Origin of the sequence: Mycolicibacter minnesotensis, assembly GCF_010731755.1 — a bacterium.
In the GTDB taxonomy this organism is placed as follows: domain Bacteria; phylum Actinomycetota; class Actinomycetes; order Mycobacteriales; family Mycobacteriaceae; genus Mycobacterium; species Mycobacterium minnesotense.
Genome location: NZ_AP022589.1, coordinates 1,250,586 through 1,276,082, shown reverse-complemented (window position 1 = coordinate 1,276,082; position 25,497 = coordinate 1,250,586). Strand labels below are relative to the sequence as shown.

The 25,497-nt window shown below is 67.6% G+C and carries 19 protein-coding genes; 13 read left to right on the top strand and 6 right to left on the bottom strand.

From position 1 onward, the window contains the following. Window positions 1–144: 144 nt before the first annotated feature. The 5 genes from ipdE1 to G6N09_RS06085 are packed head-to-tail and all read left to right on the top strand — an operon-like array spanning window position 145 to window position 4,521. Window positions 145–1,293 (top strand): acyl-CoA dehydrogenase IpdE1, encoded by a 1,149-nt coding sequence (gene ipdE1, locus G6N09_RS06105; RefSeq protein ID WP_083027496.1) that lies wholly within the window; start codon window positions 145–147, stop codon window positions 1,291–1,293. Further along, complete coding sequence (ipdF, locus tag G6N09_RS06100; RefSeq protein ID WP_083027495.1) at window positions 1,290–2,093, top strand: (5R,7aS)-5-hydroxy-7a-methyl-1-oxo-2,3,5,6,7,7a-hexahydro-1H-indene-carboxyl-CoA reductase; 804 nt, start codon at window positions 1,290–1,292, stop codon at window positions 2,091–2,093. The genes ipdE1 and ipdF overlap by 4 nt, the downstream gene beginning before the upstream one ends. A gap of 4 nt (window positions 2,094–2,097) precedes the next feature. Next, a complete protein-coding gene (gene kstR2, locus G6N09_RS06095) occupies window positions 2,098–2,676 on the top strand; it encodes a TetR family transcriptional regulator KstR2 (RefSeq protein WP_083027494.1) in 579 nt (192 codons plus the stop codon). A gap of 1 nt (window position 2,677) precedes the next feature. Further along, a complete protein-coding gene (fadA6, locus tag G6N09_RS06090) occupies window positions 2,678–3,844 on the top strand; it encodes a steroid 3-ketoacyl-CoA thiolase FadA6 (protein ID WP_083027493.1) in 1,167 nt (388 codons plus the stop codon). 11 nt (window positions 3,845–3,855) lie between these two features. Further along, entirely contained in the window at window positions 3,856–4,521 is a 666-nt protein-coding gene (locus G6N09_RS06085; RefSeq protein ID WP_083027492.1) for a TetR/AcrR family transcriptional regulator, read from the top strand. A gap of 17 nt (window positions 4,522–4,538) precedes the next feature. Here the strand turns inward: G6N09_RS06085 and G6N09_RS06080 are convergent, their stop codons facing one another. After that, the gene (locus tag G6N09_RS06080) at window positions 4,539–5,138 is read right to left on the bottom strand and encodes a TetR/AcrR family transcriptional regulator (protein ID WP_234807097.1); all 600 of its coding nucleotides are present in this window, start codon (window positions 5,136–5,138) and stop codon (window positions 4,539–4,541) included. 84 nt (window positions 5,139–5,222) lie between these two features. Between G6N09_RS06080 and G6N09_RS06075 the strand changes: the two genes are divergently transcribed. The 3 genes from G6N09_RS06075 (at window position 5,223) to G6N09_RS06065 (ending at window position 7,362) form a co-directional block, all read left to right on the top strand. Continuing rightward, window positions 5,223–5,909, top strand: coding sequence for a DUF899 domain-containing protein (locus G6N09_RS06075; RefSeq protein WP_083027490.1), 687 nt, complete (start codon window positions 5,223–5,225; stop codon window positions 5,907–5,909). Between the two features lie 33 nt (window positions 5,910–5,942). Beyond that, window positions 5,943–6,329, top strand: coding sequence for a VOC family protein (locus tag G6N09_RS06070; RefSeq protein WP_234807096.1), 387 nt, complete (start codon window positions 5,943–5,945; stop codon window positions 6,327–6,329). 124 nt (window positions 6,330–6,453) lie between these two features. Beyond that, window positions 6,454–7,362 (top strand): type IV toxin-antitoxin system AbiEi family antitoxin, encoded by a 909-nt coding sequence (locus tag G6N09_RS06065; protein ID WP_083027489.1) that lies wholly within the window; start codon window positions 6,454–6,456, stop codon window positions 7,360–7,362. A 15-nt stretch (window positions 7,363–7,377) separates the two neighbouring features. Here G6N09_RS06065 and ipdC read toward each other — a convergent pair whose 3' ends face one another. From ipdC to echA20, 4 genes are read right to left on the bottom strand one after another with little or no spacing between them, the layout of a single operon-like run. Continuing rightward, window positions 7,378–8,451, bottom strand: a complete 1,074-nt coding sequence (ipdC, locus tag G6N09_RS06060) for a (3aS,4S,5R,7aS)-5-hydroxy-7a-methyl-1-oxo-octahydro-1H-indene-4-carboxyl-CoA dehydrogenase (RefSeq protein WP_083027488.1) — start codon at window positions 8,449–8,451, stop codon at window positions 7,378–7,380. Continuing rightward, entirely contained in the window at window positions 8,448–9,200 is a 753-nt protein-coding gene (gene ipdB / locus G6N09_RS06055) for a cholesterol ring-cleaving hydrolase subunit IpdB (RefSeq protein WP_083027487.1), read from the bottom strand. The genes ipdC and ipdB overlap by 4 nt, the downstream gene beginning before the upstream one ends. A 2-nt stretch (window positions 9,201–9,202) precedes the next feature. Beyond that, window positions 9,203–10,087, bottom strand: a complete 885-nt coding sequence (ipdA, locus tag G6N09_RS06050) for a cholesterol ring-cleaving hydrolase subunit IpdA (RefSeq protein ID WP_083027486.1) — start codon at window positions 10,085–10,087, stop codon at window positions 9,203–9,205. Then, entirely contained in the window at window positions 10,084–10,842 is a 759-nt protein-coding gene (gene echA20, locus G6N09_RS06045; RefSeq protein WP_083027485.1) for a (7aS)-7a-methyl-1,5-dioxo-2,3,5,6,7,7a-hexahydro-1H-indene-carboxyl-CoA hydrolase, read from the bottom strand. The genes ipdA and echA20 overlap by 4 nt, the downstream gene beginning before the upstream one ends. 68 nt (window positions 10,843–10,910) lie before the next feature. On the opposite strand from echA20, the gene G6N09_RS06040 reads away from it, so the two are divergent. The 4 genes from G6N09_RS06040 to G6N09_RS06025 all read left to right on the top strand — a co-directional run bounded on the left by G6N09_RS06040 (window position 10,911) and on the right by G6N09_RS06025 (window position 14,883). After that, window positions 10,911–11,687: an SDR family oxidoreductase gene (locus G6N09_RS06040; RefSeq protein ID WP_083027484.1), complete on the top strand. Its 777-nt coding sequence runs from the start codon at window positions 10,911–10,913 to the stop codon at window positions 11,685–11,687. A gap of 13 nt (window positions 11,688–11,700) precedes the next feature. Beyond that, window positions 11,701–12,606, top strand: a complete 906-nt coding sequence (locus G6N09_RS06035) for an SDR family oxidoreductase (protein ID WP_083027483.1) — start codon at window positions 11,701–11,703, stop codon at window positions 12,604–12,606. A gap of 157 nt (window positions 12,607–12,763) precedes the next feature. Beyond that, window positions 12,764–13,708, top strand: a complete 945-nt coding sequence (locus G6N09_RS06030; protein WP_083027482.1) for a fatty acid desaturase — start codon at window positions 12,764–12,766, stop codon at window positions 13,706–13,708. 227 nt (window positions 13,709–13,935) lie between these two features. Further along, window positions 13,936–14,883 (top strand): fatty acid desaturase, encoded by a 948-nt coding sequence (locus tag G6N09_RS06025; RefSeq protein ID WP_163752684.1) that lies wholly within the window; start codon window positions 13,936–13,938, stop codon window positions 14,881–14,883. A gap of 24 nt (window positions 14,884–14,907) precedes the next feature. Here the strand turns inward: G6N09_RS06025 and G6N09_RS06020 are convergent, their stop codons facing one another. Next, complete coding sequence (locus tag G6N09_RS06020) at window positions 14,908–18,042, bottom strand: helix-turn-helix transcriptional regulator (protein ID WP_163752682.1); 3,135 nt, start codon at window positions 18,040–18,042, stop codon at window positions 14,908–14,910. An 857-nt stretch (window positions 18,043–18,899) separates the two neighbouring features. On the opposite strand from G6N09_RS06020, the gene G6N09_RS19590 reads away from it, so the two are divergent. Continuing rightward, complete coding sequence (locus G6N09_RS19590) at window positions 18,900–25,478, top strand: PE family protein (RefSeq protein ID WP_163752680.1); 6,579 nt, start codon at window positions 18,900–18,902, stop codon at window positions 25,476–25,478. The last annotated feature ends 19 nt before the right edge of the window (window positions 25,479–25,497 follow it).

Here is a 25,497-nt window from a genome sequence, read left to right as displayed (position 1 = left end):
CATCGCTCCGCTCTGCATCGTCGCCGGCGCAACTCATAGGCGCTGCTCCTCCCCGTCGCTGAACTCGGCGTGGCCGCCAGCGCGGGCTTCCCTGGGCTCGACGGCTCGTAGCCGAGCAAGTGCTTGGTAGGTTAGCCTACAGGGGTGCAAGCAGTCGAGGAGTTCCGGGCCGAGGTCCGTGCATGGCTGGCCGACAACCTGGTCGGGGAGTTCGCCGAGCTCAAGGGCCTCGGCGGCCCAGGGCGCGAGCATGAGGCGTTCGAGGAGCGGATGGCGTGGAACCGCCATCTTGCCGACGCCGGACTGACCTGCCTGGGCTGGCCGGTGGAACACGGCGGCCGTGGCCTGTCGGTGGCGCACCGGGTGGCGTTCTACGAGGAATACGCCCGCGCCGACGCTCCCGACAAGGTCAACCACTTGGGCGAAGAGCTGCTGGGACCGACGCTGATTGCGTTCGGCACGCCCGAGCAGCAACAGCGCTTCCTGCCGGGCATCCGCAATGTGACCGAGCTGTGGTGCCAGGGCTACTCGGAGCCGGGCGCCGGAAGCGACCTGGCCAATGTGGCCACCACCGCGGTACTCGACGGCGATGCGTGGGTGATTAACGGCCAGAAGGTCTGGACCTCGCTGGCGCACCTGTCGCAGTGGTGCTTCGTGGTGGCCCGCACCGAGAAGGGCTCCAAGCGGCACAACGGACTGTCTTACCTGTTGGTGCCGCTGGACCAGCCCGGCGTCGAGATCCGGCCGATCGTGCAGCTCACCGGCACGTCGGAGTTCAACGAGGTGTTCTTCGACGATGCCCGCACCGACGCCGACCTGGTGGTCGGTGAACCGGGTGACGGCTGGAAGGTCGCGATGGGCACGCTCACCTTCGAGCGTGGCGTGTCCACCCTGGGGCAGCAGATCCGTTACGCCCGTGAACTGTCCGCGCTCGCCGAACTCGCACATCGCAACGGGGCCGCCGAAGATCCGCTGATTCGCGAGCGGCTGACCCGGTCCTGGGTGGGCCTGCGGTCGATGCGGTCTTACGCCATGGCCACCATGGACGTCGAGCAGCCGGGCCAGGACAACGTGTCGAAGTTGTTGTGGGCCAACTGGCACCGTGATCTCGGTGAGCTGGCCATGGACGTGATCGGCCGCGACTCGATGGTGCTGCGCGACGGCGAGTTCGACGAATGGCAGCGGCTCTACCTGTTCTCCCGCAGCGACACCATCTACGGCGGGTCGAACGAGATTCAGCGCAACATCATTGCCGAGCGGGTTCTCGGCCTACCCCGGGAGGCAAAGGGATGAGCTCGACGTCCAAGGATCTGTCCAAGGCGCCGGACGAGGTCGCCGGGCACGGCCTGCTGAAAGGCAAGACGGTCCTGGTGACCGCCGCCGCCGGCACCGGGATCGGCTCCACCACCGCGCGGCGTGCGCTGCTCGAAGGCGCCGACGTGGTGGTCTCCGACTTCCACGAACGCCGGCTCGGCGAGACCCGCGACGAACTGGCCGGCCTCGGGCTGGGCCGCGTCGAGGCCGTGGTCTGCGACGTCACCTCCACCGCCGCGGTCGACGCGCTGTTCGACGAGGCCGTGGCGAAGATGGGCCGGCTCGACGTGCTGGTCAACAACGCCGGACTCGGCGGGCAGACTCCGGTCATCGACATGACGGACGACGAATGGGACCGCGTGCTGAACGTGACGCTCACCTCGGTGATGCGCGCGACGCGGGCGGCGCTGCGCTACTTCCGGGAAGCCCCGCACGGCGGGGTGATCGTCAACAATGCCAGCGTGTTGGGTTGGCGTGCACAGCATTCCCAGTCGCACTACGCAGCGGCCAAGGCCGGCGTGATGGCCCTCACCCGCTGCAGCGCAATCGAGGCGGTGGAGTATGGGGTGCGGATCAACGCCGTCTCACCCTCCATTGCCCGGCACAAGTTCCTGGAGAAGACCAGCTCGGCCGAGCTGCTGGATCGCCTCGCCGACGGCGAAGCATTCGGCAGGGCCGCCGAGCCGTGGGAGATCGCCACCACCATCGCGTTCCTGGCCAGCGACTACTCCAGTTACCTGACCGGCGAGATCATCTCGGTTTCCAGCCAGCGGGCCTGATGCCATGACGCGCCGTGACGAACTCCTGAGCCTGGCTGCGGCGATGATCGCCGAGCGTGGCCTGCGGGCCACGACCGTGCGTGACATCGCCGACGCCGCCGGGATCCTGTCCGGCAGTCTGTATCACCACTTCTCCTCCAAGGAGGAGATGGTCGACGAAGTCCTGCGCGACTTCCTGGACTGGCTGTTCACCCGCTACCAGCAGATCATCGATCATGAAACCGATCCGCTGGCGCGTCTTAAGGGACTATTCCTGGCCTCGTTCGACGCGATCGAGCATCGGCACGCCCAAGTGGTGATCTACCAGGACGAAGCCAAGCGGCTGTCGTCTCTCGAGCGGTTCTCCTACCTGGACGAACGCAACCGGCAGCAACGCAAGATGTGGCTCGATGTACTGCAGCAGGGCATCGAGGCGGGATGTTTCCAGCCCGACCTCGACGTTGACCTGGTGTACCGCTTTATCCGCGACACCACCTGGGTATCGGTGCGTTGGTACCAGCCAGGTGGCCCCTTGACGGCCGAAGAAGTCGGCAGGCAGTACCTGGCCATCGTGCTGGGTGGAATTACCAAAGAAGGAGTCTGAAATGGCCGCTCAAGTATCTGAGGCGTATGTCATCGATGCCGTTCGCACCGCTGTCGGCAAGCGCAACGGTTCGCTGGCCGCCTATCACCCGATCGACTTGGGTGCGTTGGCTTTTCGTGGACTTCTGGACCGCGTCGGTGTCGACCCTGCTGCCGTCGATGACGTGATCACCGGCTGCGTTGACGCCGTGGGTGGCCAGGCCGGAAACATCGGCCGGCTGGCGTGGCTGGCGGCCGGCTACCCCGAAGGGGTGCCCGGGGTCACCGTCGACCGGCAGTGCGGTTCGTCTCAGCAGGCGATCTCATTCGGCGCGCAGGCGATCATGTCGCGTACTGCGGACCTGATCGTGGCCGGCGGCGTGCAGAACATGAGCTGGATCCCGATCTCGTCGGCGATGGTCGTCGGCCAGCAGTTCGGGTTCACTTCGCCCACCAACGAGTCGAAGAAGTGGGTGGAGCGTTACGGCAACGAAGAGGTCTCCCAGTTCCGCGGCGCTGAGATGATCGCGGAGCGTTGGGACATCACTCGTGAGGACATGGAGCGTTTCGCTCTGCAGAGCCACGAGCGGGCGTTCGCCGCGATCGCCGAAGGACGCTTCGACAACGAGATCATCGACGTTGACGGATTCCGGGTCGACGAGTGCCCGCGTGAGTCCACCCTGGAGAAGATGGCCGGCCTCAAGACGCTGGTCGAGGGCGGCCGCCTCACCGCCGCGGTCTCCAGCCAGATCTGTGACGGGTCGGCGGCGGTGCTGCTGGCCTCCGAAAGCGCAGTGCAGGCGCACGGGCTCAAGCCCCGCGCCCGCATCCACCACATCAGCGCCCGCGGTGATGACCCGGTGATCATGCTGACCGGTCCGATTCCGGCCACCCGCTACGCGTTGGAGAAGACCGGTTTAAGCATCGACGACATCGACGTCGTGGAGATCAACGAGGCGTTTGCTTCGGTGGTACAGGCCTGGATGAAGGAATTCCCGATCGACCCGGCGAAGGTCAACCCCAACGGTGGAGCGATCGCGCTGGGGCACCCGCTGGGGGCGACTGGGGCGAAACTGTTCACCACCATGCTCAATGAGTTGGAGCGCACCGGTGGTCGCTACGGTTTGCAGACCATGTGCGAGGGCGGCGGCACGGCTAACGTCACGATCATCGAGCGCCTCGAGGGCTAAAATCGGGCTTTATGGAAAGACCGATTCCGACGGCACCGGGGGGACGCCGGATTCGTGGGCTCGACGCTGAACAGCGACGAGCCCAACGTCGTGAGCAACTCCTCACCGCCGCATTCGAATTGTTTGCCCGCGACGGCTACGTCAACACCTCGATCGAGCAGATCTGCCAGACCGCATACGTGGGCAACAAGGCCTTCTACGAGGTCTTCGACAGCAAAGAGGACTGCTACCTCGCGTTGATGAAAGAACTCGGTGCACGTATAGCGACGAGGGTCATGGAGGAGTTGCAGTACGTCGTTGCCGGGGAGGGTGACGAGGCCACGGTGCGCCGCGTTCTCGCTGTGCTCGCCCACGAGCTGGTTGTCGATCCCCGGCTGGTGGTTGTGACGTTCCGGGAATGCACGGGGATCTCTCCGCGGGTGGAGGCCCGGCGCCGGGCGGACCGGCGCTGGGCGGCAGCCACGTTGGAGGCGTTCTGGAGTCGTCGGGCTCAACCGGGCGAGAACATCGACTACCGCGCGGTGACCATTGCCACCGTCGGGGGACTTTTCGAGATCATCGCCGACTTTCTGGACGTGGTCGACCCGCCGTGTTCGGTGGACGATCTCGCCCACGACCTCAGCTCCTTCGTGCTCACGGTCGGCCGGGGTATTCAGCGTCCCGCGCGCAGTGCCTGAGCACGCCGGTAGCGAGCTCAGCGCAGCAGCCCGGCGATGATGTCATCAACCGTTCGTTGTGCCAGTGCATCAAGATCGGAGCGTGGGGCGCCGTGCAGCGGCCCGCGCAACGCCAGCTCGGCGAAGCCGTGCACTGCCGACCAGCAGGGCCACTCTGCGCCGGCTCGCCGGCTGGGCTGCAGCACACCGGCATCCGTCATCGCGTCGAGCGCGTCCACCAGCGCTTGAAACGGTGGGGGGACACCGCCGTCGACCGCGACGACCCCGGCTCCAAAGAAGGCCACGGTGAACCACCCGGGCTCGTCCAGCGCGAACCCGATATAGCCGAGGCCTACCGCGCGCAACTGGTTGCGAGCGCGCGTCTGCGCTGAGCCGCGTCGGGCCAACGGCGTCACCATGCGTGCGGCCATGCGGTCGCCGATCGCGATCGCGACCGCTCTCAACAGCGCTTCACGGTCGGCGAAGTGACGGTATGCCGCATTGGGGGAGACCCCGACGCGCCGAGTCGCCTCTCGGACAGTCAGGGCTTCCGGTCCGCCGATCCGGGTCAACTGCAGGCCGGCGTCGATCAGCGCCGCGCACAGGTCGCCGTGGTGATACCCGGTCTTTGTCGTCACCTCTTGACAGTCCCCTCGGTTCCAAGTGTACGGTGTGAACATAGCCAATGTGGACGCCGTGCACATAACAATGGGGGTTTCGTGATGACGGGCTTCAAGGCGCCGGAGGTGGTGGATCACCAAACCTGGCAGCGGGAGATCGACGCCCTACGCGACAGGGAGAAGGCGGCTACCCGCGAACTCGACGCGATCGCGGCGCAGCGTCGGCGGCTGCCGATGGTCGCCATGGATCGCTATGTGCTCGAAGGCGAGCGCGGACCCGTCTGCCTCGCGGAGGTGTTCGACGGAAAGAGTCAACTGATCGTCTACCACCACATGTGGTCACCGGGTCAGGAATGGCAGTGCCCGGGGTGCACGGGCTTCACCGCACAGTTCACCCGGCTCGAATTCCTGTCCGCATACGACGCACGGTTCGTCATCGTCACGCAGGGGCCCATCGATGAGGCGCTCGCATACAAGGAGCGAGTGGGCAATCAGATGGACTGGTACAGCACCGCCAACAGCCCGTTCGGCGCCGACGTCGGCGTGCCGCCGGGCGGACCCTTCGCGGTGAATGTCTTTCTGCGCCAGGGCCATGACGTCTACCGAACCTGGTATACCCAACACCGAGGAGTCGAGCAGCTCAGTCACACGTTCCCGTTGATCGACGTGTTGCCTTATGGCCGGCAGGAACAGTGGCAGGACTCACCTGACGGATGGCCCCAAGGTCCCACCTATGGTCGCTGGGCCAGCTCGCCGGAGATCGCCCGGCTGTATTCCGGCAATTCCTGATTTCGCCAACCCTTTCCCTAACTCAGAAGGAGCATGATGGGCACCGTCAAGACCGGTCTCAAGGACATCAACCTCGTGTGCGTTCCCACCCTCGAGCAGGCGAAGGCGGTGGCTTTCTATGAGTCGCTGGGCTTCGAGAAGCGCACCGACATCGATATGGGCGACGGCTACCGGTGGATCGAGGTCTATCCGCCGAACGGCACCACCGGCATCGCGCTGGCACCGCCGGAGAGTGGGTCGGTCGAACCTACCGTCACCGGTATCACGCTGACCACCGACGACATCGACGCCACGCATGCCGCTCTGAAAGAGCTCGGTGTCGACGTGGACGACCAGGTTGCCCGGATGGGAGATCCGGTTCCTCCGTTGCTGTGGTTCCGCGACCCCACTGGTCACACCCTGATGGTGGCGGAGGCCTAAGGTCCGACCATTCCGCGAGCCGGAATCTCACGACGCCGCGACGGCGTGTCGCGTCGTGAGATTCCGGCTCGAGCGCTGTGGATGTGCGTGGGCGCGAAGCGGCGCCCGGTACCACGCTAGGCGAGTGGACGAACTGGACTGGCCGTTTCTCGGTGTGGAGGCTTTGGCCGCCAAGGCGATTCCCGAGCGTTTGATGCGCACCCTCTATGAGCCGGTCTATCCAGGTGTCTATGTGCCGTGGGGGATGGTGCCAACCGCGCGACAGCGAGCGATCGCCGCGTGGCTGTGGTCGCGGCGGCGGGCGGTGGTGGCGGGTAACTCCGCCGCGGCGCTGCTGGGCGCGAAGTGGGTGAGCCCCGAGCTCGACGCTGAGCTGGTGTACGGCAATCACAAGTCGCCGCCAAAGCTCATTGTGCACGAGGACATTCTGAAGTCACAGGAGCTGACGATGTCGGACGGGATGCGGGTCACGACCCCTGCCCGAACTGCCTTCGATATCGGCCGGCGGACTCGGTCGAGGCTATTGGCGGTTCAGCGCCTTGACGCGCTGTCCAACGCGACCGGCGTTTCCGTTGACGAAGTCGAAGCTGTCATCGCTGCTCGCCGGGGCGCGCGTGGGCTCAACCGGCTGCGGCAGTTCTTGCCGCTGGTGGATCCCGGTGCGGAATCGCCCCAAGAGACCCGCACCCGGTTGGCGCTGATCGACGCGGGGTTGCCGTGTCCGGAGACCCAGATCGTGGTTCTCGACGGTTACGGCGGGTTCGTGGGCCGGATCGACATGGGATATCGGGAATTTAACGTCGGTATCGAGTACGACGGCGCGCAACACTGGACCGACCCGGTCCAGCGGCAGGGTGATATTGACCGCCAAGCTGCGCTGGCCGAGCACGGGTGGCTGATCGTTCGGGTCAGCGCAGAGATGCTGCGCTACCGGGAGGCGACGATGATCGGCCGGGTACTTGACGCCATGCGTGCCGCTGGGTGGACCGCGAGCCGGAATCTCACGACGCCGAGACGGTGTGTCGCGTCGTGAGATTCCGGCTCGGCCTCAGGACTGGATGAACTGGTTGGCCGACTGCAGGTGCTCGGCCGCTTCGTCGACAATCGAGGTGATCAGCTCCGCGCACGACGGCAGGCTGTCGAGGATGCCGGCGACCTGCCCCGATGCCAGTACGCCTGCTTCGGTGTTGCCTTCCACCAGTCCGGCTTTGAGCAGCATCGGAGTGTTCGCGGCCATGAGCACCTGCGACCAGGTCAGTTCTTTGCCGTGCCGCATGGCCAGTCCATCTTTGACCATGGTCGGCCAGCTCATCTGCGACATCTTCTTGAACTTCGCCGCGTTGCGGATAGCGGCGCTGAAACCGCGTGCCCGCGAGCCGCTTTCGAGTTTCTCAACCAGTTCAGTGCGCAGCACCCGGTGTGGCATGCCGTCTACCCGGGTGGATACCACGGTGCCGCTCAGGTCGGCGGCCAGGTAGCGCTGCTTGACCGAGTCCGGAACGGTGGAGTCGCTGGTCAACAGGAATCGGGTTCCCATCGCCACACCCGTGGCACCGTAGGACAGCGCGGCTGCCAGGCCGCGCCCGTCGAAGAAGCCGCCGGCGGCGATCACCTGCACGCCGGTGCCGGCGACCGCGTCGAGCACCGACGGCAGCAGCAGCGTGGTGGCGACCGGGCCGGTGTGCCCGCCGCCTTCGCCGCCCTGCACGATCACCGCGTCGGCGCCCCAGGACGCCACCTTCTTGGCGTGCTTGGCCGCGCCCACTGACGGGATCACCACGGAGCCGGCCTCTTTGAGCTTGGCGATCAGTTCGGCCTTGGGTGCCAGTGCGAACGACGCCACCTTGACGCCCTCGCGGATCATCAGGTCCACCCGGTCGCCGGCGTCGGCGCCATCCGCGCGGATGTTGACGCCGAAGGGCTTGTCGGTCGCCGACTTCACCTTGGCTATTGCGGTGGCCAGCTCATCGATGGTCATGGTCGCCGAGGCCAGGATGCCCAAGCCGCCCGCGTTGGCGGTGGCCGATACCAGTCGGGCGCCGGCCACCCAGCCCATGCCGGTCTGCACCACCGGGTGTTCGATACCGACCAGTTCGGTCAGCGGGGTCTTCAGGCGACTCATGCTTTGACTTCTTTGTCCCGCAGCGACTTCGGGTCGATGACCTCGCGGATCAGCCGCAGCTCCTCGACCTCGGGCAACCGGGTCGTCGCAGCGTCGGCCAGGCCGTGCACCTCGAACGAGGTGTTCTCGGTGACCTCATCGGCGGTGACGCCGGGGTGCAGTGAGACCGCACGCATCTGGTGGTCCGGACCGCTGAAGTCGAACACCCCGAGGTTGCTCACCACGCCGCCGAGGTTGAAGAACCGGAACGCCGGGTTGGCCGGGTCGACCTTGTCGTAGCCGATGCCCGAGACGATGTCCACGGACTCGCAGAACACCCGCGACGAGTGCGCGCCCACCCAGTAGCTGGTGGTGTGGTTGATGGTGTTGCCCGGCGCTCCACGCACGCCGAACATCTGCCGGGTGGGCTGCTGAAGCGAACCGAACGCCGACAGGTTCTGGTTGCCGTAGCGGTCGATCTGGTTGGCGCCCATGATCACATGGCGCCGGCCCCACGACAGGGTCTCGAAGACTCGGTTGAACGGCATCCAGCCTTCCAGCGGCCCGACCTTGCCGATCGCCGGGGTGTCGGCCAGGATGCGGGCCTCCCCGTCGGTGAGCACCAGGTCGGGGGAGAAGGTGAGGCGGGCCAGCCGGGCGCCGACCGAGGGCACCGTGGCCATCGGGGAGGCCATGATTTCGCCGGCGTCGCGGAACAGCTCAGCGCAGGCGACGGCGCAGATCTCGGCGCGAGTGGGTGAGTCGGTCATGCTTATGCCTCCGCTCCGAATGCCTTGACCGCAGCTTGGTAGTCGTCTTCGCTGCCGGACAGGTAGGTGGCCTTGAACTCCGCCCAGGTCTCCTCGGACTTGGCGGCTTCGGCGTAGTGCCGCTGGAACTTCTCGTCGCGGCCGTAGTCGGCTGCACCGATGGTGAAGTGGGCGCCACCGGGGGCTTCCACCACGTGATCCACCATCATCCGGTTGATCACCTGGGTCTGCGGCGACGTGGTGGCGATGAGCTCTTCGGTGGGCACGATCTTCTCCACCGACAGGAACCGGCGCTGTGCCGACATCAAGAACAGGTCGTCGAAGTACGGGTCGATCCCGGTGTAGGCGGCGTTGCCGCGCTGATCGCCGATGTTCATGTGCACGAAGGCCGCGTCGAGGTTCAGGGCCGGCATCGCGACCAGCGTCTCGTGTCCACCCCCTTCTGCAGCCGAGACGGGGTACGGGGAGGTGACCGTCTTGAGCTCACCTTCCCAGAAGTCGATCACCGAGCTGCCCAGGCCGGCGCGGATCGGCAGGAACGGCAGTCGCTGGGCGGCGGCCTGCAACCCGCAGCGCAGCATGCCCTCGTCCATCTCACGGGCTTCGATCGCACCGGTGGTGCGGGCCTTCGAGAACCACGGGTCGTAGAACGGGGGAGAGTCCAGGGAGACGAAGCCGTAGTAGGCCCGGCGCACCTTGCCCGCTGAGCACAGCAGGCCCAGGTCCGGGCCGCCGTAGGTCACCACGGTCAGGTCTTTCACGTCGGTGCGCAGGATGGCGCGGACGAATGCCATCGGCTTGCGGCGCGAGCCCCAGCCGCCGATGCCGATGGTCATGCCGTCGCGCAGCTCGGCGACGGCCGCGTCGAGGGTGGTCAGCTTGCTCATTTCTTGGCGCCCTTCTCGGTCCCGGCGAACTCGTCGCGGTGCTCGTCGGCGACACCGGAGAGGTTGAGCTCGAAGGTGAAGCCCTGCTCCATCCGGTAGCTGGAGTTGACCTTCTGTACGTCAATCAAGTTCAGGGCTTCTTTCGCGGCCCGGATCACCCGGGTGTCCTTCGACGCGATGTCGCGGGCCACCCGCAGTGCGGCCTCGTCGAGCTCGGCGCGCGGCACCACCTCGTGCACCGAGCCGTACCGGTGCAGGGTGGCGGCATCCACGGTGGCCGCGGTGTAGAACAGCCGGCGCATCATGTGCTGCGGCACCAGTCGCGACAGGTGAGTGGCCGCGCCCAGCGCGCCACGCTCCACTTCCGGCAGACCGAATTTGGCGTCGTCGGAGGCCACGATCACGTCGGCGTTGCCGACCAGGCCGATGCCGCCGCCGACGCAGAAGCCGTTGACCGCGACGATCACCGGCACCGCGCATTCGTAGACGGCCTTGAATGCGGCGAAGCAACCGCGGTTGGCGTCGATCAGGGCGGTGAAGCCTTCGGTGTTCTGCATTTCCTTGATGTCGACGCCTGCGTTGAACCCGCGGCCCTCGGCCCGCAAGATCACCGCGTGGGTGGACATGTCGTTGCCGACGGCGGTGATGACCTCGCCCAGCTCGAACCAGGCCCGTGAGGGCAGGGCATTGACCGGCGGGTAGTCGACGGTGACCGCGACGATCCCCGGTTCGACGGTTGTGGATGTGATCGGCATGGGCGCCTTTCCCTGTCGTATTGGGGTCCTGGATACCTAAGCAAGCACTTGCTTGGTACGCTAGCACAGTGTCTGACTCTGCAGCTGCCGCCATCAACCTCGGATTGACCGGCAAGGTGGTACTGGTCACCGGCGGAGTGCGCGGTGTTGGCGCGGGCATCAGCGCGGTATTCGCCGACCAGGGCGCAACGGTCGTGACCTGCGCACGACGACCGGTAGAGGGCCTGCCGTATGAGTTTCATTCCTGCGATGTCCGCGACGACGGCGCGGTCAAGAGCCTGATCGAGGCGATCGTTGCCACCCACGGCCGGATCGACATTGTGATCAACAATGCCGGCGGCTCCCCGTTCGCACTGGCCGCTGACGCATCGGCCAACTTCAGCCGCAAGATCATCGAGCTGAACCTGCTCAGTTCGCTGCTGGTGTCCACCCATGCGAATGCGGTCATGCAGAACCAGGCCGCCGGCGGTGCGATCGTCAACATCACCAGCGTGAGCGGCCACCGTGCGTCGCCGGGTACCGCCGCCTACGGTGCGGCCAAGGCAGGGGTGGACAGCCTGACGACGTCGTTGGCCGTGGAATGGGCACCGAAGGTGCGGATCAACTCGATCGTGGTCGGCATGGTCGAGACCGAGCAGTCCGAATTGTTCTACGGCGACGCCGAATCGGTGGCCGCTGTCGGCGCGACCGTGCCGCTGGGACGGCTGGCCAAACCATCCGAAATTGGTTGGACGGCAGCGTTTTTGAGTTCTGAACTGGCGTCCTATGTCACCGGCGCCAGCCTGACCGTGCACGGCGGTGGCGAGAACCCCGCCTACCTCGACGCATCTAGCGCTAACAAATAAGGAGAAAGTACTGATGGGACTTCTTGACGGCCGCGTGGTCATCGTCACCGGAGCGGGCGGCGGAATCGGGCGGGCGCACGCGCTGGCCTTTGCCGCCGAGGGTGCCCGGGTCGTGGTCAACGACATCGGTGTGGGCCTGGACGGCTCACCGGCCGGTGGGGGCAGTGCTGCCCAGAACGTGGTCGACGAGATCGTCGCAGCCGGTGGTGAAGCCGTCGCCAACGGCTCGAACGTCGCGGACTGGGGCCAGGCCGAGGCTCTGATCAAGCAGGCTGTCGACACCTACGGCACGCTCGACGTGCTGGTGAACAACGCCGGAATCGTCCGCGACCGCATGTTCGCCAACGCCACCGAAGAAGAATTCGACGCCGTCACTGCGGTGCACCTCAAGGGCCACTTCGCCACCATGAAGCACGCTGCCGCGTACTGGCGGGCCAAGGCCAAGGCCGGCGAAACGGTGGACGCCCGCATCATCAACACCAGCTCGGGCGCCGGCTTGCAGGGCAGTGTCGGGCAGGCCACCTACAGCGCCTCTAAGGCAGGCATTGCCGCGCTGACCTTGGTCGCCGCCGCTGAGATGGGCCGCTACGGCGTCACCGCCAACGCGATCGCCCCGTCGGCACGGACCCGGATGACCGAGACCGTGTTCGCCGACATGATGAGCACGCAGGACCAGGACTTCGACGCGATGGCCCCGGAGAACGTCAGCCCGCTGGTGGTCTGGCTGGGCAGTGTGGAGTCGAAGGACGTGACGGGCAAGGTCTTCGAAGTCGAAGGCGGCAAGATTCGGGTCGCCGAAGGGTGGGCTCACGGACCGCAGGTCGACAAGGGGGCACGTTGGGAGCCGGTCGAGCTGGGGCCGGTTGTCACCGACCTGCTCTCCCAGTCGCGGCCGCCGGTACCGGTTTACGGAGCCTAGATTCTCAGCCCGATAGTTTAGGATGGTGCAGGCGCGATCCCTAAGTCGTCTTTGTCACACCGTGGGGCGGTACGCCCACAGTGCACGGATCGACCGGGTGCTATAGGGTCTCCTAACTGGCGGGGGCCGAACAAACTACAGCCCGGGAGGGTTTTGCGTGTCCGACTCCACTACGTTGGGATCTGTTGTGCCCAAGTCGCCTTCAAGGCGGCACCCACCGCCCGGCGAGAAGGCTCCCAAGGTGGCCTGGCCTGCGCTCAGTGTCACGCTCGGCGCGTTCATCGCCTTCGTGGTCGCGACCCTCGGTGTGATCGGTGGGTGGCTGCCGGCATGGGCCGCGATCGCGATCAATTCCACCGTCGTGTATCTGATGTTCCTGCCGGTACACGAGGCGACGCACCACACGCTGGGTAGGTCGAGCTTGCTGAATGCGCTGGTGGGGCGATTCGCCTGGGCCTTCATCGGGCCTCATTTCGCCTGGCCGTGCTTGCGTTACGCCCACATGGAACATCACCGGAACGCCAACGACCATGAGAATGATCCCGACTACTTCGCCACCAGTAAACCGTTCTGGCAGCTGCTGTTCCGGGGACCCCTGGGCGATTTCTACTACGCTCGCTGGTACCTGGCGAGGCTCCCCGAGCGCCTCCGGAACTCCTGGCGTAAGCCGTTCATCGAGTTCGCCGAGTCGGCGGTACTGGTCGCCTTGACCGTCACGGGCATTGTCCTGGCCGTCATCACCGGGCACATCTGGACCCTTGCGGTGGTCATCCTGATCCCACAGCGCATCGGTCTGTTCTTCATCATCTTGTTCTTCGACTGGTTGCCGCACTATGGGCTGAACGTGACCCACCGCGAAAATCCTTACCGCGCGTCTCGGACCCGGATCGGCCTGGAGCGGTTGGTGACCCCGTTGTGGATGGCACAGAACTACCATCTGATGCACCATCTGCACCCCGGGCTGCCGATCCACGTGTTGCCGCGCGTCTGGCGTCGCAATGAGGCCGGCTACTTGGCCTGCGACCCGGCGTTGTCGACCCTGTACGGCCGGGAACTGACCGTCGACGAATATCGGCAGTTGCGGCCCTCCCCCGCGAGCTGAGGACGTTGGCTCTGCTGGTGGTGCGAAGTTGAGCCTTCGTGAACTAAATTCTCGTACTGAGGACCAGCGACGTTATACGCTGGCGTCAATATTGTGATACTTACTTAGCCTGACACCGCAGCGTTGCGGGCCGGCCCTCACCGGAGAGCAACGTAATCTTGCACCTGCTCTTAGGTGACGTTGGTGCTCATTGCCCTGCTGTTGGAGGTTTCGTGTCGGTGCTTGAGATGGCGGACCCGCCAGCAGCGGCCCGGCGTCCACGGCACCCGCACCCCGGCGAGGGAGTGCCGTCGTTCTCCTGGCCCACCTTCGGGTTGGCCGCGGGCGGAATCACGGTGTTCGTTCTGGTGGCCATCGGAGCCATCCGTGAATCACTTCCGGCATGGATCGTGATCGCGCTGAGCAGCGTAGTCACCTATGTGTTGTTCTCGGTGGCGCATGAAGCACTGCACCGCTCGTTCTGCTCGGTGCGCTGGGTCAACGCGGTGGTGGGGCGGGTTGCCTGGCTGTTGGTGGTGCTGCCGTTTTCCTTGCCGGCGTTCGGTTATGTCCACGGCGAGCATCACCGCCACACCAATGACCCCGAGCGCGATCCGGATATGTTCGCCACCCACGCGCCGACATGGCAGCTACCCTTCCGCTGGGCGTTGATGGACGTCTTCAACGCGACCTGGTACGTGCGCAAGCTCTGGCCGCGCATCCGCCATTCGTGGCGGCGCCCGGTTGCCGAGCTCGCCGAAACGTCGGTGCTGCTCTCGCTGACGGTCGCCATGACCGTGGGTGCCATCCTCACCGACCACTTCTGGCTGCTCGCGGAGCTCGTGTTGATCCCGCAGCGCCTGGGTCTGTTCGTCATCGGGTTTGCTTTTGACTGGCTCCCGCATCACGGCATCACGGTGACGCAGCGCGAGGACCGATATCGTGCCAGCCGGCTTCGGGTCGGCATGGAGTGGTTGATGGCCCCGTTGATGCTGTCGCAGAACTACCACCTGATACACCACCTGCACCCGTGGCTGCCTTTCTACCGCTACCTGCCGGCGTGGCGGCGTAACGAAGAGCTCTATCTTGAGCACGACGCCGCCGTCACCACACTGCTCGGGCGGGACCTGACCGCCGAAGAGTATCGAAACTGGAAGCAGTGGGCGCCGGCCGAATCCGAGGCCCGGATCGCCTGATCGGTGCCTGGGCGGCCCACCGGATCAGGTGTGACGCGCGGCCTCCTGCGCCAATTGCAGGCGAGACGAGATGTCGAGCTTGGTGTAGATCCGGTTCAGGTGTGAATGCACTGTCCGGGGCGAGACGCTCAGCTGCGCGGCGATGTCTTTGTCACGCAGGCCCGAACTGATCAGCCGGGCCACATTGAGTTCGGCCGGGGTCAGCGACGCCCAGCCGTTGGACGGGCGTCGGCCCCTCGCGTCGATGCGGCATGCGTACGCGATTGCCTCATCTGTCGATAGTGCATGGCCCTGCGCCCAGCGTCGATCGAAATCACTCGGGGACATCGCCGCGCGAAGGTTGCCGATGGCGGCGTCGTAGGCGGCGTCGTACACCTTGGCGCGAGCCGCGCCGGTACGTTGACGGGCGCCCGCGGCCGCGCCGCACAACAGAGCGGCGTCGTGGTGCCGCCCCGCGCCGGTGTGTAGTGCGGCCGACAGCTCGAGCAGATCCGGGACGGCCAGGTAGGACTCCGTCTCGGCGGCGATCGCCAGGGCATCGTTCGCATCTTGTTCGGCCTGGGCCAGCTCGCCTTCGGCCATCGCGATACGGCCACGAACTTCCAGCAGTAGTACACGGTGAAAGCCCGATCCCACCGGCATGGCCTCGTCCACCCAACGACGCGCGGCCGCCAGATCGCCGGAGTCCAGCGCAACGCGGGCGAGGGGATTGCCGTTGATGGCCAGCAGCTGAGGTAGCGCGCACGCTTCGCGCGCCGCATCAGCGGCACCGAGGGCCCCCAACGTGTCTCCGGCGGCCAGAAAAGCGTCGGCCATCGCGCCGAAGCTGAAGGCGCGGTGGAAGTCGATGAGTTCAGCGGCGGCGGCGACGCATTCGTGCGCCGCGGCGTGCGCCCCGCGGATATCACCCTGGCAGGAAAGAGCTTCGGTCAGGACCGTCAGACTCTGGGCACTGAACAGGGGATCGTGGGCCGCCTCAGCTTCCATGGCCACCTGTCGGGCCAACTCGACGGCCATCGTGAGCTCCGCGCGATGCAGATGTGCCAGGCCCAGGCAGAGCCGGGAGAGTCGGGCCACCGACCAGTCGCCGACCGCATCGCCGAGCGCGGCGCCCCGCGCTGCGGCCAGGTGCAGCGTGGCAAGGTCGCCGGCCACGAACGCCGAGTATGCCTGCACGCCGTACAGCTGGCTCAACCGCCAGTCGTCGTCCATGGCAGGGGACAGCGCGATGGCCTGCTCGAAGTAAGTCAGTGCCAGCTCGGGGCTGTAGCTGCAGGTGAAGCCGCAGGCGGCGAGCGCCCAGGCGAGCAGGGCCGGGTCATCGAGGCTGCGAGCGATCGCGACTGCCTGCTCGGCGTGATCGACCTGCCCATAGTTCCCGGTCAAGGCGTCGAAGATCGCCTTGTCCGCGAGCGCGAGGGCTCGTTTTGCCGGTGTCATGGCGTCGGCGTCGGCGAGCACGGAGTTGAACCATGCCAGCCCCTCCAGAGTCCGGCTGTGGATCCACAGCGGGAGCAACGACGAGGCGAGACCCGCGGCGTGATCGACGTCGCCTCGGTCGCGGCTCCATGTGAAAGCGGCTCGCAGGTTGTCGATCTCGAGTTCGGCCTGTTCGATGCCCCACTCGTATCCGGGGGTCACCTCCGCGTCGAAGAGGGCTGCGTAGTGATCACGATGGCGCGCCCGGATCGTGTCGCGCTCCCCGGACTCCCTGAGCTTCTCCATGGCGTACTGCTGGACGGTCTGCAGCAACCGGAAGCGGGTCGAGTCTCCGGTACTGTCGGCGACCACCAGTGACTTGTCGACAAGTTGGGTGAGTATGTCGATCACGCGGGCGCGCGAGAGGTCGTCATCTCCGGCGACGGCGACAGCGGCGTCGAGGTCGAATCCGCCCCGAAACTTCGCCAGTCGGCGAAAGACCACGCGTTCGGATTCGCTCAACAAGTCATGAGACCAGTCTTCCGATGCGCGCAGTGTCTGGTGGCGCGGCACCACGGTGCGCGCACCGCCGGTCAACAGTTGCAGTCGCTCGCTCAAACCTTCGGCGATCTCGTTGAGCGACAACGCCCGAACCCGGGTTGCGGCAAGCTCGATCGCCAGCGGCACCCCGTCCAGGCGCCGGCAGATCTCGGCGACCAACGTCTCGTCGTCACTGGAGCTGAAGCCCGGCCGGACCAGTTGAGCACGCTGCCGGAACAGCTCGACGGCTTCGTCGGCAAGGGACAGCGAGGGGGTCTTCCAGGTCACCTCGCCGGCCACCCCGATGGGCTCGCGACTCGTTGCCACGATGGTCAGCTCTGAGCCGGCGGCCAACAGTGTGGCGGTCATGTGCGCACACGCGTCCAACAGGTGCTCACAGTTGTCCAGCACCAGCATCAATTGGCGGTCAACGACGAAGCGAACCAGGGTGTCGATCGGCGAGTGGTCTGGCCGGTCGGGCAGGCCCAGCGTGTGAGCCACCCGCTCGGACAGCAGCTCCGGATCGCTGATGGGGGTCAGATCTACGCACCACGCCCCGTCGCGGAATCGATCGACGAACTCTTCGGCCAGTTGTAGCGCCAGCCTTGTCTTGCCGATACCGCCAGAGCCGGTCAGGGTCACCAGACGGTTGCTGTCGACCAACCGCCGCAATTCGGCAAGTTCGGCATCGCGCCCGACGAAACTCGTCAGCGGCGTCGGAAAGTGCGGCTCGTGCGTCGCCTTTCCGGTTCGCAAGGGGGGAAAGTCCGTGGCCAGGTCGCGGTGGCACAGCTGTGACAGTCGCTCTGGGTACGGGATTCCACGAAGCCGGAAAACACCGAGATCGATCAGCCACGTCTCGGGCGGGAGCTGTTCGGCCATCAGCGGTTGGGCCGTCTCCGACAGCACGGTCTGGCCACCATGGGCAAGATCGCACAGCCGCGCCGCGCGGTTCACCAACGAACGGGGATGGGCGCTGGGTTCGGCCAGCGGCGCCTCGTCGGCGTGCAGGGCGATCCGCGGGCGGATCGGCGCTGTCGTCGCACGCTGCAGGGCTATGGCGCAGGATGCTGCGTCTCCGGCGTCGGCGAACCCGGCGGCGAACTTATCCCCGTGGTCCTCTTCCACCAGGCGTTCCCCGCGGTGGGCGGCAACGATGCCGTCGAGCGTGCTCTTCAGCCAGGAGAGGCCGGTGGTCAACGACTCAGTGGGAGGCTGCCACTGCGGTCGGGCATCTCCCGGACTGACCACGAGGACCGTCCGCGCGGGGGAAGGCGGCGAAACCGCCGAGTTCGCGTTCGACATCATCTACCGTCTCTCAGCGGCAAGGCTGCCCATCCAGGCGGGCAGGCGTCCATTCCCCCGGATGGACCGCCCCCGCAACCTCGCCGTCGTAGCTTTGTTTCCACATCTACGCACTTTTACCGCCATCTCGGCGACACGATACCAGCGCTATTTCGGCAATTTTGCCGATGCTGGGGGGCCGTGCGCTGACGCACAGTGAATGTGGCAGAGCTGCGCTTGCCCGGTCCGCCGCCCAGCAGCGGACTTGTATCGCCGATTTCCATCTGATCGCGATCTCCTGATTCAGGGCAACGCCAGCACGGACGACCAGGTTCTGGTCCCCAGCGGTCACGGCCGCGACGACTCGGTGAGTCATCGCCCGTAAGCGGCATTCCATATCTGCTGAATTTGCCGTGCCAGCAAACTGTAATTAAAGAAATTGCATGTTTCATTTGCGGCGTCTTGATGTTCATTCTGAGGGCTCCGTGTGAAGCGTGTATTTTGCTGTGCATATTTCTGATGTTAACCACAATTTTGACAAAACAGTTGACCTTTTCATCATGTGACTAACGTCACAACCGCTGTGGGCAAGATCTCAAAATGGCGCTGACCTGGGCATCTGATAGGTAGTGGGACGTCACATTCGCCCTATTCGTGTGGTTTCAACCACACATCCGCGGGCCGAGTTGGCGATAAGTGAACAGACGACCATAATTCGAACCTGCGTTAATACTTAGTGGAAAATGTGAGAGGTGTGCTCCATGAGCCGGCGGATGTCTAGCAAACTTTTTGGTTCGGCTGATGGGCGCCTGGCGCGGCGGCGTGTGGTGGGCGCGTCGAGTGCTGTGGCGGCGTTCTTGGCATTCGGGGCCGGACCGGTACCCACGGCATCTGCGGACATCGAGGATCTATTCGACCCGGTCTTCTGGTCGGGACTGTCCGATGCGGAGTCCGCTGCCGACGTGTGGTCGGGATGGTTCGCCGACCCCGGCGCCGCGGATGCCGGGTTCATCTACGACCTGTTCGAGCAGTTCGACCTGGCCGTGGCGACCTTCTACCACGAGCAGCTGTACTTGCCGCTGTACAACGTGACGCAGGACTTCATCGACGACAACCAGCAGTTCCTGGACCTGATCAACCAGCCGTGGGTGGATCTGTTCGGTCGGGAACTGATCGGCAACGGTGTTGATGGTTTCACCGGGACCAACGAGACGCTGTTTGGCTCGCTGGGGTGGTTCGGAAACCTCGGTGATGGTGGGTTCCTGTTCGGCGACGGCGGCGCCGGCGCCGAGGGTGTGGCCGGCATCGCTGATGGTGCCGGTGGTGTTGGTGGCGCCGCGGGCATGTTCGGCAATGGTGGTGTCGGCGGTATCGGCGTCGAGGGTGGCGATGGCGGCGCCGGCGGTGTCGGCGGCTGGTTGTTCGGTGATGGCGGTGCCGGCGGCACGGGTGGCGCGTCTATCGATGCGCTCGTGGCCGGGGGCAACGGCGGTGCCGGCGGCGACGTGATGAGCCTCCTCGGTTTTGGCGGCGCCGGTGGTGCTGGCGGTGCCGGCGCGGTTGGCGCGGCGGGCGAGGCGGGTCTTGAGGGCGTGCTGGGCGCACTGAACGGCACCGCCGGAGGTGACGGACTCATCGGTGGTCTGGGCGGCAACGGCGGTGCTGGTGGTGCCGCCGGATTCGTGCTCGGTATCGGCGGTCTGGGCGGCGCCGGTGGTGTCGGCGGCACCGGTGGTGTCGGCGGCGAAGGCGGCGCCGGCGGCGTGAGCTTGGACGACCTGGGCGGCAACGGCGGTGCCGGTGGTCTCGGCGGCGACGGCGGCGGCGGCGGCCGTGGTGGCGTTGGTGGTGTGGGTGGACACTTCGGTGCTGCTGGTGACGGCGGCGTCGGCGGTAATGCAGGTCTGGCCGGCGATGGTGGCGCCGGTGGCCTCGGTGGTGATGGCGAGCTCGGTGGCGGCAACGGTGGCGATGGTGGCGCCGGCGGGCAGATCGGCACCGTTGTCGGTCTCGGTGGTGCCGCAGGTGAGAAGTTCATGTCCTGGATGTGGGGCAACGCAGGGCGCCCCGGCGCCGACGGTCAGCTGCCGGTCGGCATCAGTGGTAACGGCGGTGTCGGCGGTGCCGGCGGCAACGGCACCGGCCTCTTGGCCAATGGTGACGGTGCGTCCGGTGGCAATGGTGGTGTCGGCGGCGATGGTGGCGCGCACGGTAACGGCGCGTCCGGTGGTATCGGTGGAAACGGCATCGCCGGTGCGATCGGCGCGGATGCCACCCTCGCCGGTGGCTCTGGGGTCACAGGTGGCGCGGGCGGCAATGGTGGTGCCGGTGGTGCCGGTGGCTCAGGCGGTTCGGTGGTCGGCAACGCCGGCAGTGGTGGCGGCGGCGGCAAGGGCGCTGCCGGTGGTGCCGGCGGCAGCGGTGCCGATGGTGCCGCGGGGACGTTCGATGACGATGGCGACGGCAATGGCGGGGCCGGCGGTAACGCCGGCTCTGGTGGCGCGGGTGGCAATGGTGGTGCCGGGGGTGTGGCCGGCAGTGCCACCAACGGTGCCGCCGGAATCACCGGTGCCGGTGGTGCCGCCGCTGACGGCGGCAGTGCCGGGGCCGCGGGTGCGGGCGGTGCGGGCGCTGCCGGCACCGCGGAGCACCCCGATGCCGGCAATGGTGGCGCCGGTGGCGCCGGTGGTGACTTCGGGGCCGGCGGAACCGGTGGCACCGACGGCGATGGCAACGGCCAGGGCGCCGCGGGGCTGGATGGGGCGGCCTCGATCGGTGGCAACGGTGGTCTCGGCGGTGACGGCTTCTTGGGCACCAATGGTGTCCTGGGCAGCGTTGACGGCACCGGTGGTGGTCAGGGCGGCAACGGTGGCGACGGCGGTGCCGGCGGTTTGGCTGCTGACGGTTCCAACGCGGCTCAGGGCGTCGGTGGTGCTGGTGGCGATGGCGGAGCCGGCGGCAACGGCTTCAACGGCTTCAACGGCGATGAGCCGGGCGCGGATGGCACCAACGCCGGCAACGGCGGCGCAGGTGGCAACGGCGGCCAGGGTGGCCAGGGCTCCACTGTCGGTGCCCACGGCATCGGTGGGCTTGGCGGTAACGGCGGCAACGGCGGTAATGGTGCCGACGGTGGTGACGGATCTGGCGGGGACAGCGAGCACACGGGTGGCTATGCGGGCCAGGACGGCGGCAACGGTGGTAGCGCCGGTAAGGGCGGCGCCGGTGGTGCCAGCGGTGGCGGCACCTTCTCGGCCAGCGGTGCTGACGGCGTCGCGGGTATCGGCGGCAACGGTGGTGCCGGTGGTACCGGTCTCGACGGAGTCAACGGCACCGCGGAAAACCCCGATGGCACGGCTGGCTCCGCCGGTGGTGCGGGCGGCAATGGCGGCCAGGGCGGCCTAGAAGCCGACGGCACCACGCAGGCGACCAACGGCAACGGTGGCGCGGGCGGTCTGGGTGGTCGTGGCGGTAACGGTTTCAACGGTTCCAACGGTGATGAGCCCGGTGCCGATGGCACTCGTGGTGGCAACGGCGGTGCGGGCGGTGCCGGCGGTGTCGGTGGCACCGGCACCGTTGAGGGTGCGCACGGAGCTGGCGGTGTCGGAGGAAACGCCGGTAACGGCGGTAACGGTGCTTTGGGCGCCAACGGTGCCAACGGCAATGCCCAGCACACCGCAGGGTTCGCCGGCCAGGATGGTGGCGCTGGCGGTAACGCCGGTGTGGGTGGTGCAGGTGGCGACAGCGGCAACGGCACCACCGCTGCCAACGGCAGCGACGGCGCTGCCGGCAAGGGTGGAGCCGGTGGTCTCGGTGGCACCGGCCTTGATGGCGTCAACGGCACCGCGGAGAACCCCAATGGCACTGCGGGTGGTGCAGGTGGTGCCGGCGGCAACGGTGGCGCCGGTGGCGTCGAGGCCGACGGCGCCACCCAGGCTGCCGACGGCAATGGTGGTGCCGGTGGTGCTGGTGGCCGCGGCGGTAGTGGTTTCAACGGAGCCAACGGAACCACTCCGGGTGCTGCGGGCACCAGCGGCGGCAATGGTGGTGCCGGTGGTGCTGGTGGTGTCGGTGGTACCGGTACTCAGGCCGGCGCGCACGGCACCGGTGGTGTGGGTGGCAACGCCGGTAATGGTGGTGCGGGTGCTGATGGCGCTGTTGGCGCCAACGGGGATGCCCAGCACACCGGTGGGTACGCCGGTCAAGACGGCGGCGCTGGCGGTAACGCCGGTAAGGGCGGTGCCGGCGGCGACAGCGGTAGTGGTCAGACGGCTGCCAACGGCAGTGACGGCACGGCCGGCAAGGGCGGCAATGGTGGTGCCGGTGGCATCGGCCTCGACGGTGTCAACGGCACCGCGCTCAACCCCGATGGCACCGCAGGTGGCGTCGGTGGAGCCGGCGGCAATGGTGGTGTCGGCGGGCAGAACACCAATGGCTCCTACGCCACCACCGGCAATGGTGGTGCCGGTGGCCAAGGTGGCCGTGGTGGTAGCGGCATCAACGGCACTAACGGGGACGAGCCCGGTGCCGATGGCACTCGTGGCGGCAACGGTGGCGCGGGCGGCGCCGGTGGTGTCGGCGGTACCGGTGCCCAAACCGGTGCGCACGGTGCTGGTGGCGTGGGTGGTAACGCCGGCAATGGTGGTGCCGGTGCTGACGGTGCCAACGGCGCCAACGGCGACTCCACGCATCAAGCCGGCTACGCCGGCCAGGACGGCGGCGCCGGCGGCAACGCCGGTAAGGGCGGCGTCGGTGGTGACAGCGGCGGTGGAAACCACGCCGCAGGCGGAAGCAACGGCATTGCCGGCCAGGGCGGCAACGGTGGTGTCGGCGGTGCCGGCCTGGACGGCGTCAACGGCACTGCAGACAACATCAACGGCACCGCGGGCGCGGCCGGCGGCGCCGGCGGCAACGGCGGCCAGGGCGGCCTGCAGGCCGACGGCACCACTCAGGCGACCGACGGCAACGGCGGCGCGGGTGGTGTCGGTGGCCGTGGAGGCAGTGGCTTCAACGGCGCCAATGGCACCAACCCCGGCGGCAGCGGCTCGGCCGGTGGTACCGGTGGCGACGGTGGCGCGGGCGGCGTCGGCGGCGCGGGTGCTGCCGCCGGTGGCCACGGCGTGGGTGGCGCAGGCGGCAACGGCGGTAACGGTGGCAACGGCGCCGATGGATCCAACGGGGCCAACGGCGACGCCGAGAACATCAATGGTTACGACGGTGGCGCCGGTGGTAACGGCGGCAACGCCGGTGCCGGCGGCAAGGGCGGCGACTCGGGCGGCGGCCAGCAAGGCGTCAGTGGTGGCAATGGTGCCGCGGGCACCGGCGGCAATGGCGGTATCGGCGGTGCCGGCATGGACGGCGCCAATGGCGACCGGGACAACGTCGACGGCACCACCGGCGGCAACGGCGGTACCGGTGGAGCGGGCGGCGCCGGCGGACTGGAAGTCGGTGGCGGCCACGCAACCGACGGCACCGGCGGCCTCGGCGGTAACGGTGGCAAGGGCGGCGCCGGTTTTGACGGCAACAACGGCGACGCCGAGCACGCGGACGGCTTCGCCGGCGGTAACGGTGGCGGCGGTGGTACCGGCGGCAACGGTGGTACCGGCGGTGGCACCACCGGTGCCGGTGGTAACGCGGGTAACGGTGGCACCGGCGGCGCTCCCGGCGACGGCGGCGACGGCATCAACGGCACCGCAGCCAACCCCGACGGCGGCGCGGGCGGACACGGCGGCAACGTCGGCGTCGGTGGTGCCGGAGGCACCGGTGGCACCGGCGCGACCTCAGGAACCAACGGATCGGCGGGCAACACCCCCGGAATCGGCGGTAACGGCGGTAACGGCGGCGCCGGCTACGACGCCGCCTCCGACCCCACCGCCGCCCCGGGCACTTCCGGCGGCAATGGTGGTGCCGGTGGAGCCGGTGGCGACCACGGCAACGGCGGTAACGGCGGTAACGCCGGCAGCGCCGCGGCCGGTGGTGCCGGTGGCAACGGCGAAGACGCGGGTGAAGCCGGTCAGAGCGGCGGATCGGGCGGCAAGGGCGGTACCGGCGGTGCCGGCGGTGCCGGCGGATCGATCGCCGGTGACGGCGGCAACGGTGGTGCCGGTGGTGCCGGCGCCGCCGGTGGTGTCGGCGGCAATGGCGCCAACGGAGCCAACGGGACTTTCGACAACGGTGGTGACGGCAACGGCGGCGCGGGCGGTAGCGCCGGTGCCGGTGGTGCCGGTGGCGACGGTGGTGCGGGCGGTGCCGCGGGCAGCTCGGCACACGGTAAGGCCGGCACCGAAGGCGCCGGCGGCAACGCGGGCAACGGCGCAGACTCCGGCAAGGCCGGTAACGGCGGTACGGGTGCCACTGGCACTGCGGAGAACCCCGACGGTGGTGCGGGTGGCGTCGGCGGCGTCGGTGGCGACTTCGGCGCCGGCGGCACGGGCGGTACCGGATCGACGACCGGTGCCAACGGCGCCGACGGTGACGGCGGCATCGGTGGAGACGGTGGCGACGGTGGCCGTGGCTACATCGGTAGCAATGGCACGTCGGGCAGCATCAACGGCACTGGCGGTGGCGCTGGTGGTGCCGGTGGTAACGGCGGCGCCGGCGGCCTCAACTCCAACGGCTCTCAGGCTGCGCAGGGCGACGGCGGCGACGGTGGCGATGGCGGTGCCGGTGGCAACGGGTTCAACGGCCTCAACGGCAAGACTCCGGGTGCTGACGGCGGCAACGGTGGAAACGGTGGCACCGGCGGCGCCGGCGGTGTCGGCGGTACTGGCACCAACTCTGGCGACCACGGCGTCGGCGGCCTCGGCGGTAATGGCGGCAACGGCGGTAACGGTGCCGACGGCGCCAACGGATCCGGGAACGGCGGCGATGGCCAGAACGGTGGCGCTGGCGGCAACGCCGGTGTCAGTGGCGCCGGCGGCGACAGCGGTGGCGGCAACCACGCCGCTGACGGCACCGACGGGGCAGCCGGTGTCGGCGGCAACGGCGGTGACGGAGCCCGGGGCGCCAACGGCGCCGATGGCACGGTCGGCAACGTCAATGGCGTGGCCGGTGGTAACGGTGGCAAGGGCGGCAACGGCGGCCTGGGTGGCCTGGAGGCCGACGGTGTTGACCGGGCGACCACCGGAACCGGTGGCAACGGTGGTGCCGGTGGTGGGGGCGGCAATGGCATTGACGGTGCGGCCGGGTCGTTTGTGACCGGTGACGGCAATGGTGGCGCCGGTGGCAACGGTGGTGTCGGCGGTAACGGTGGCGCAGCCGGTACCGGCTCTTCGGCGGGCAACGTGGGTGCTGCGGGCTCGGGTGGCAACGCCGGTAACGGTGTGCGGTGGTGGGCCCGGGGGGACCGGTGGTAACGCCGGACGGCGGTACCGG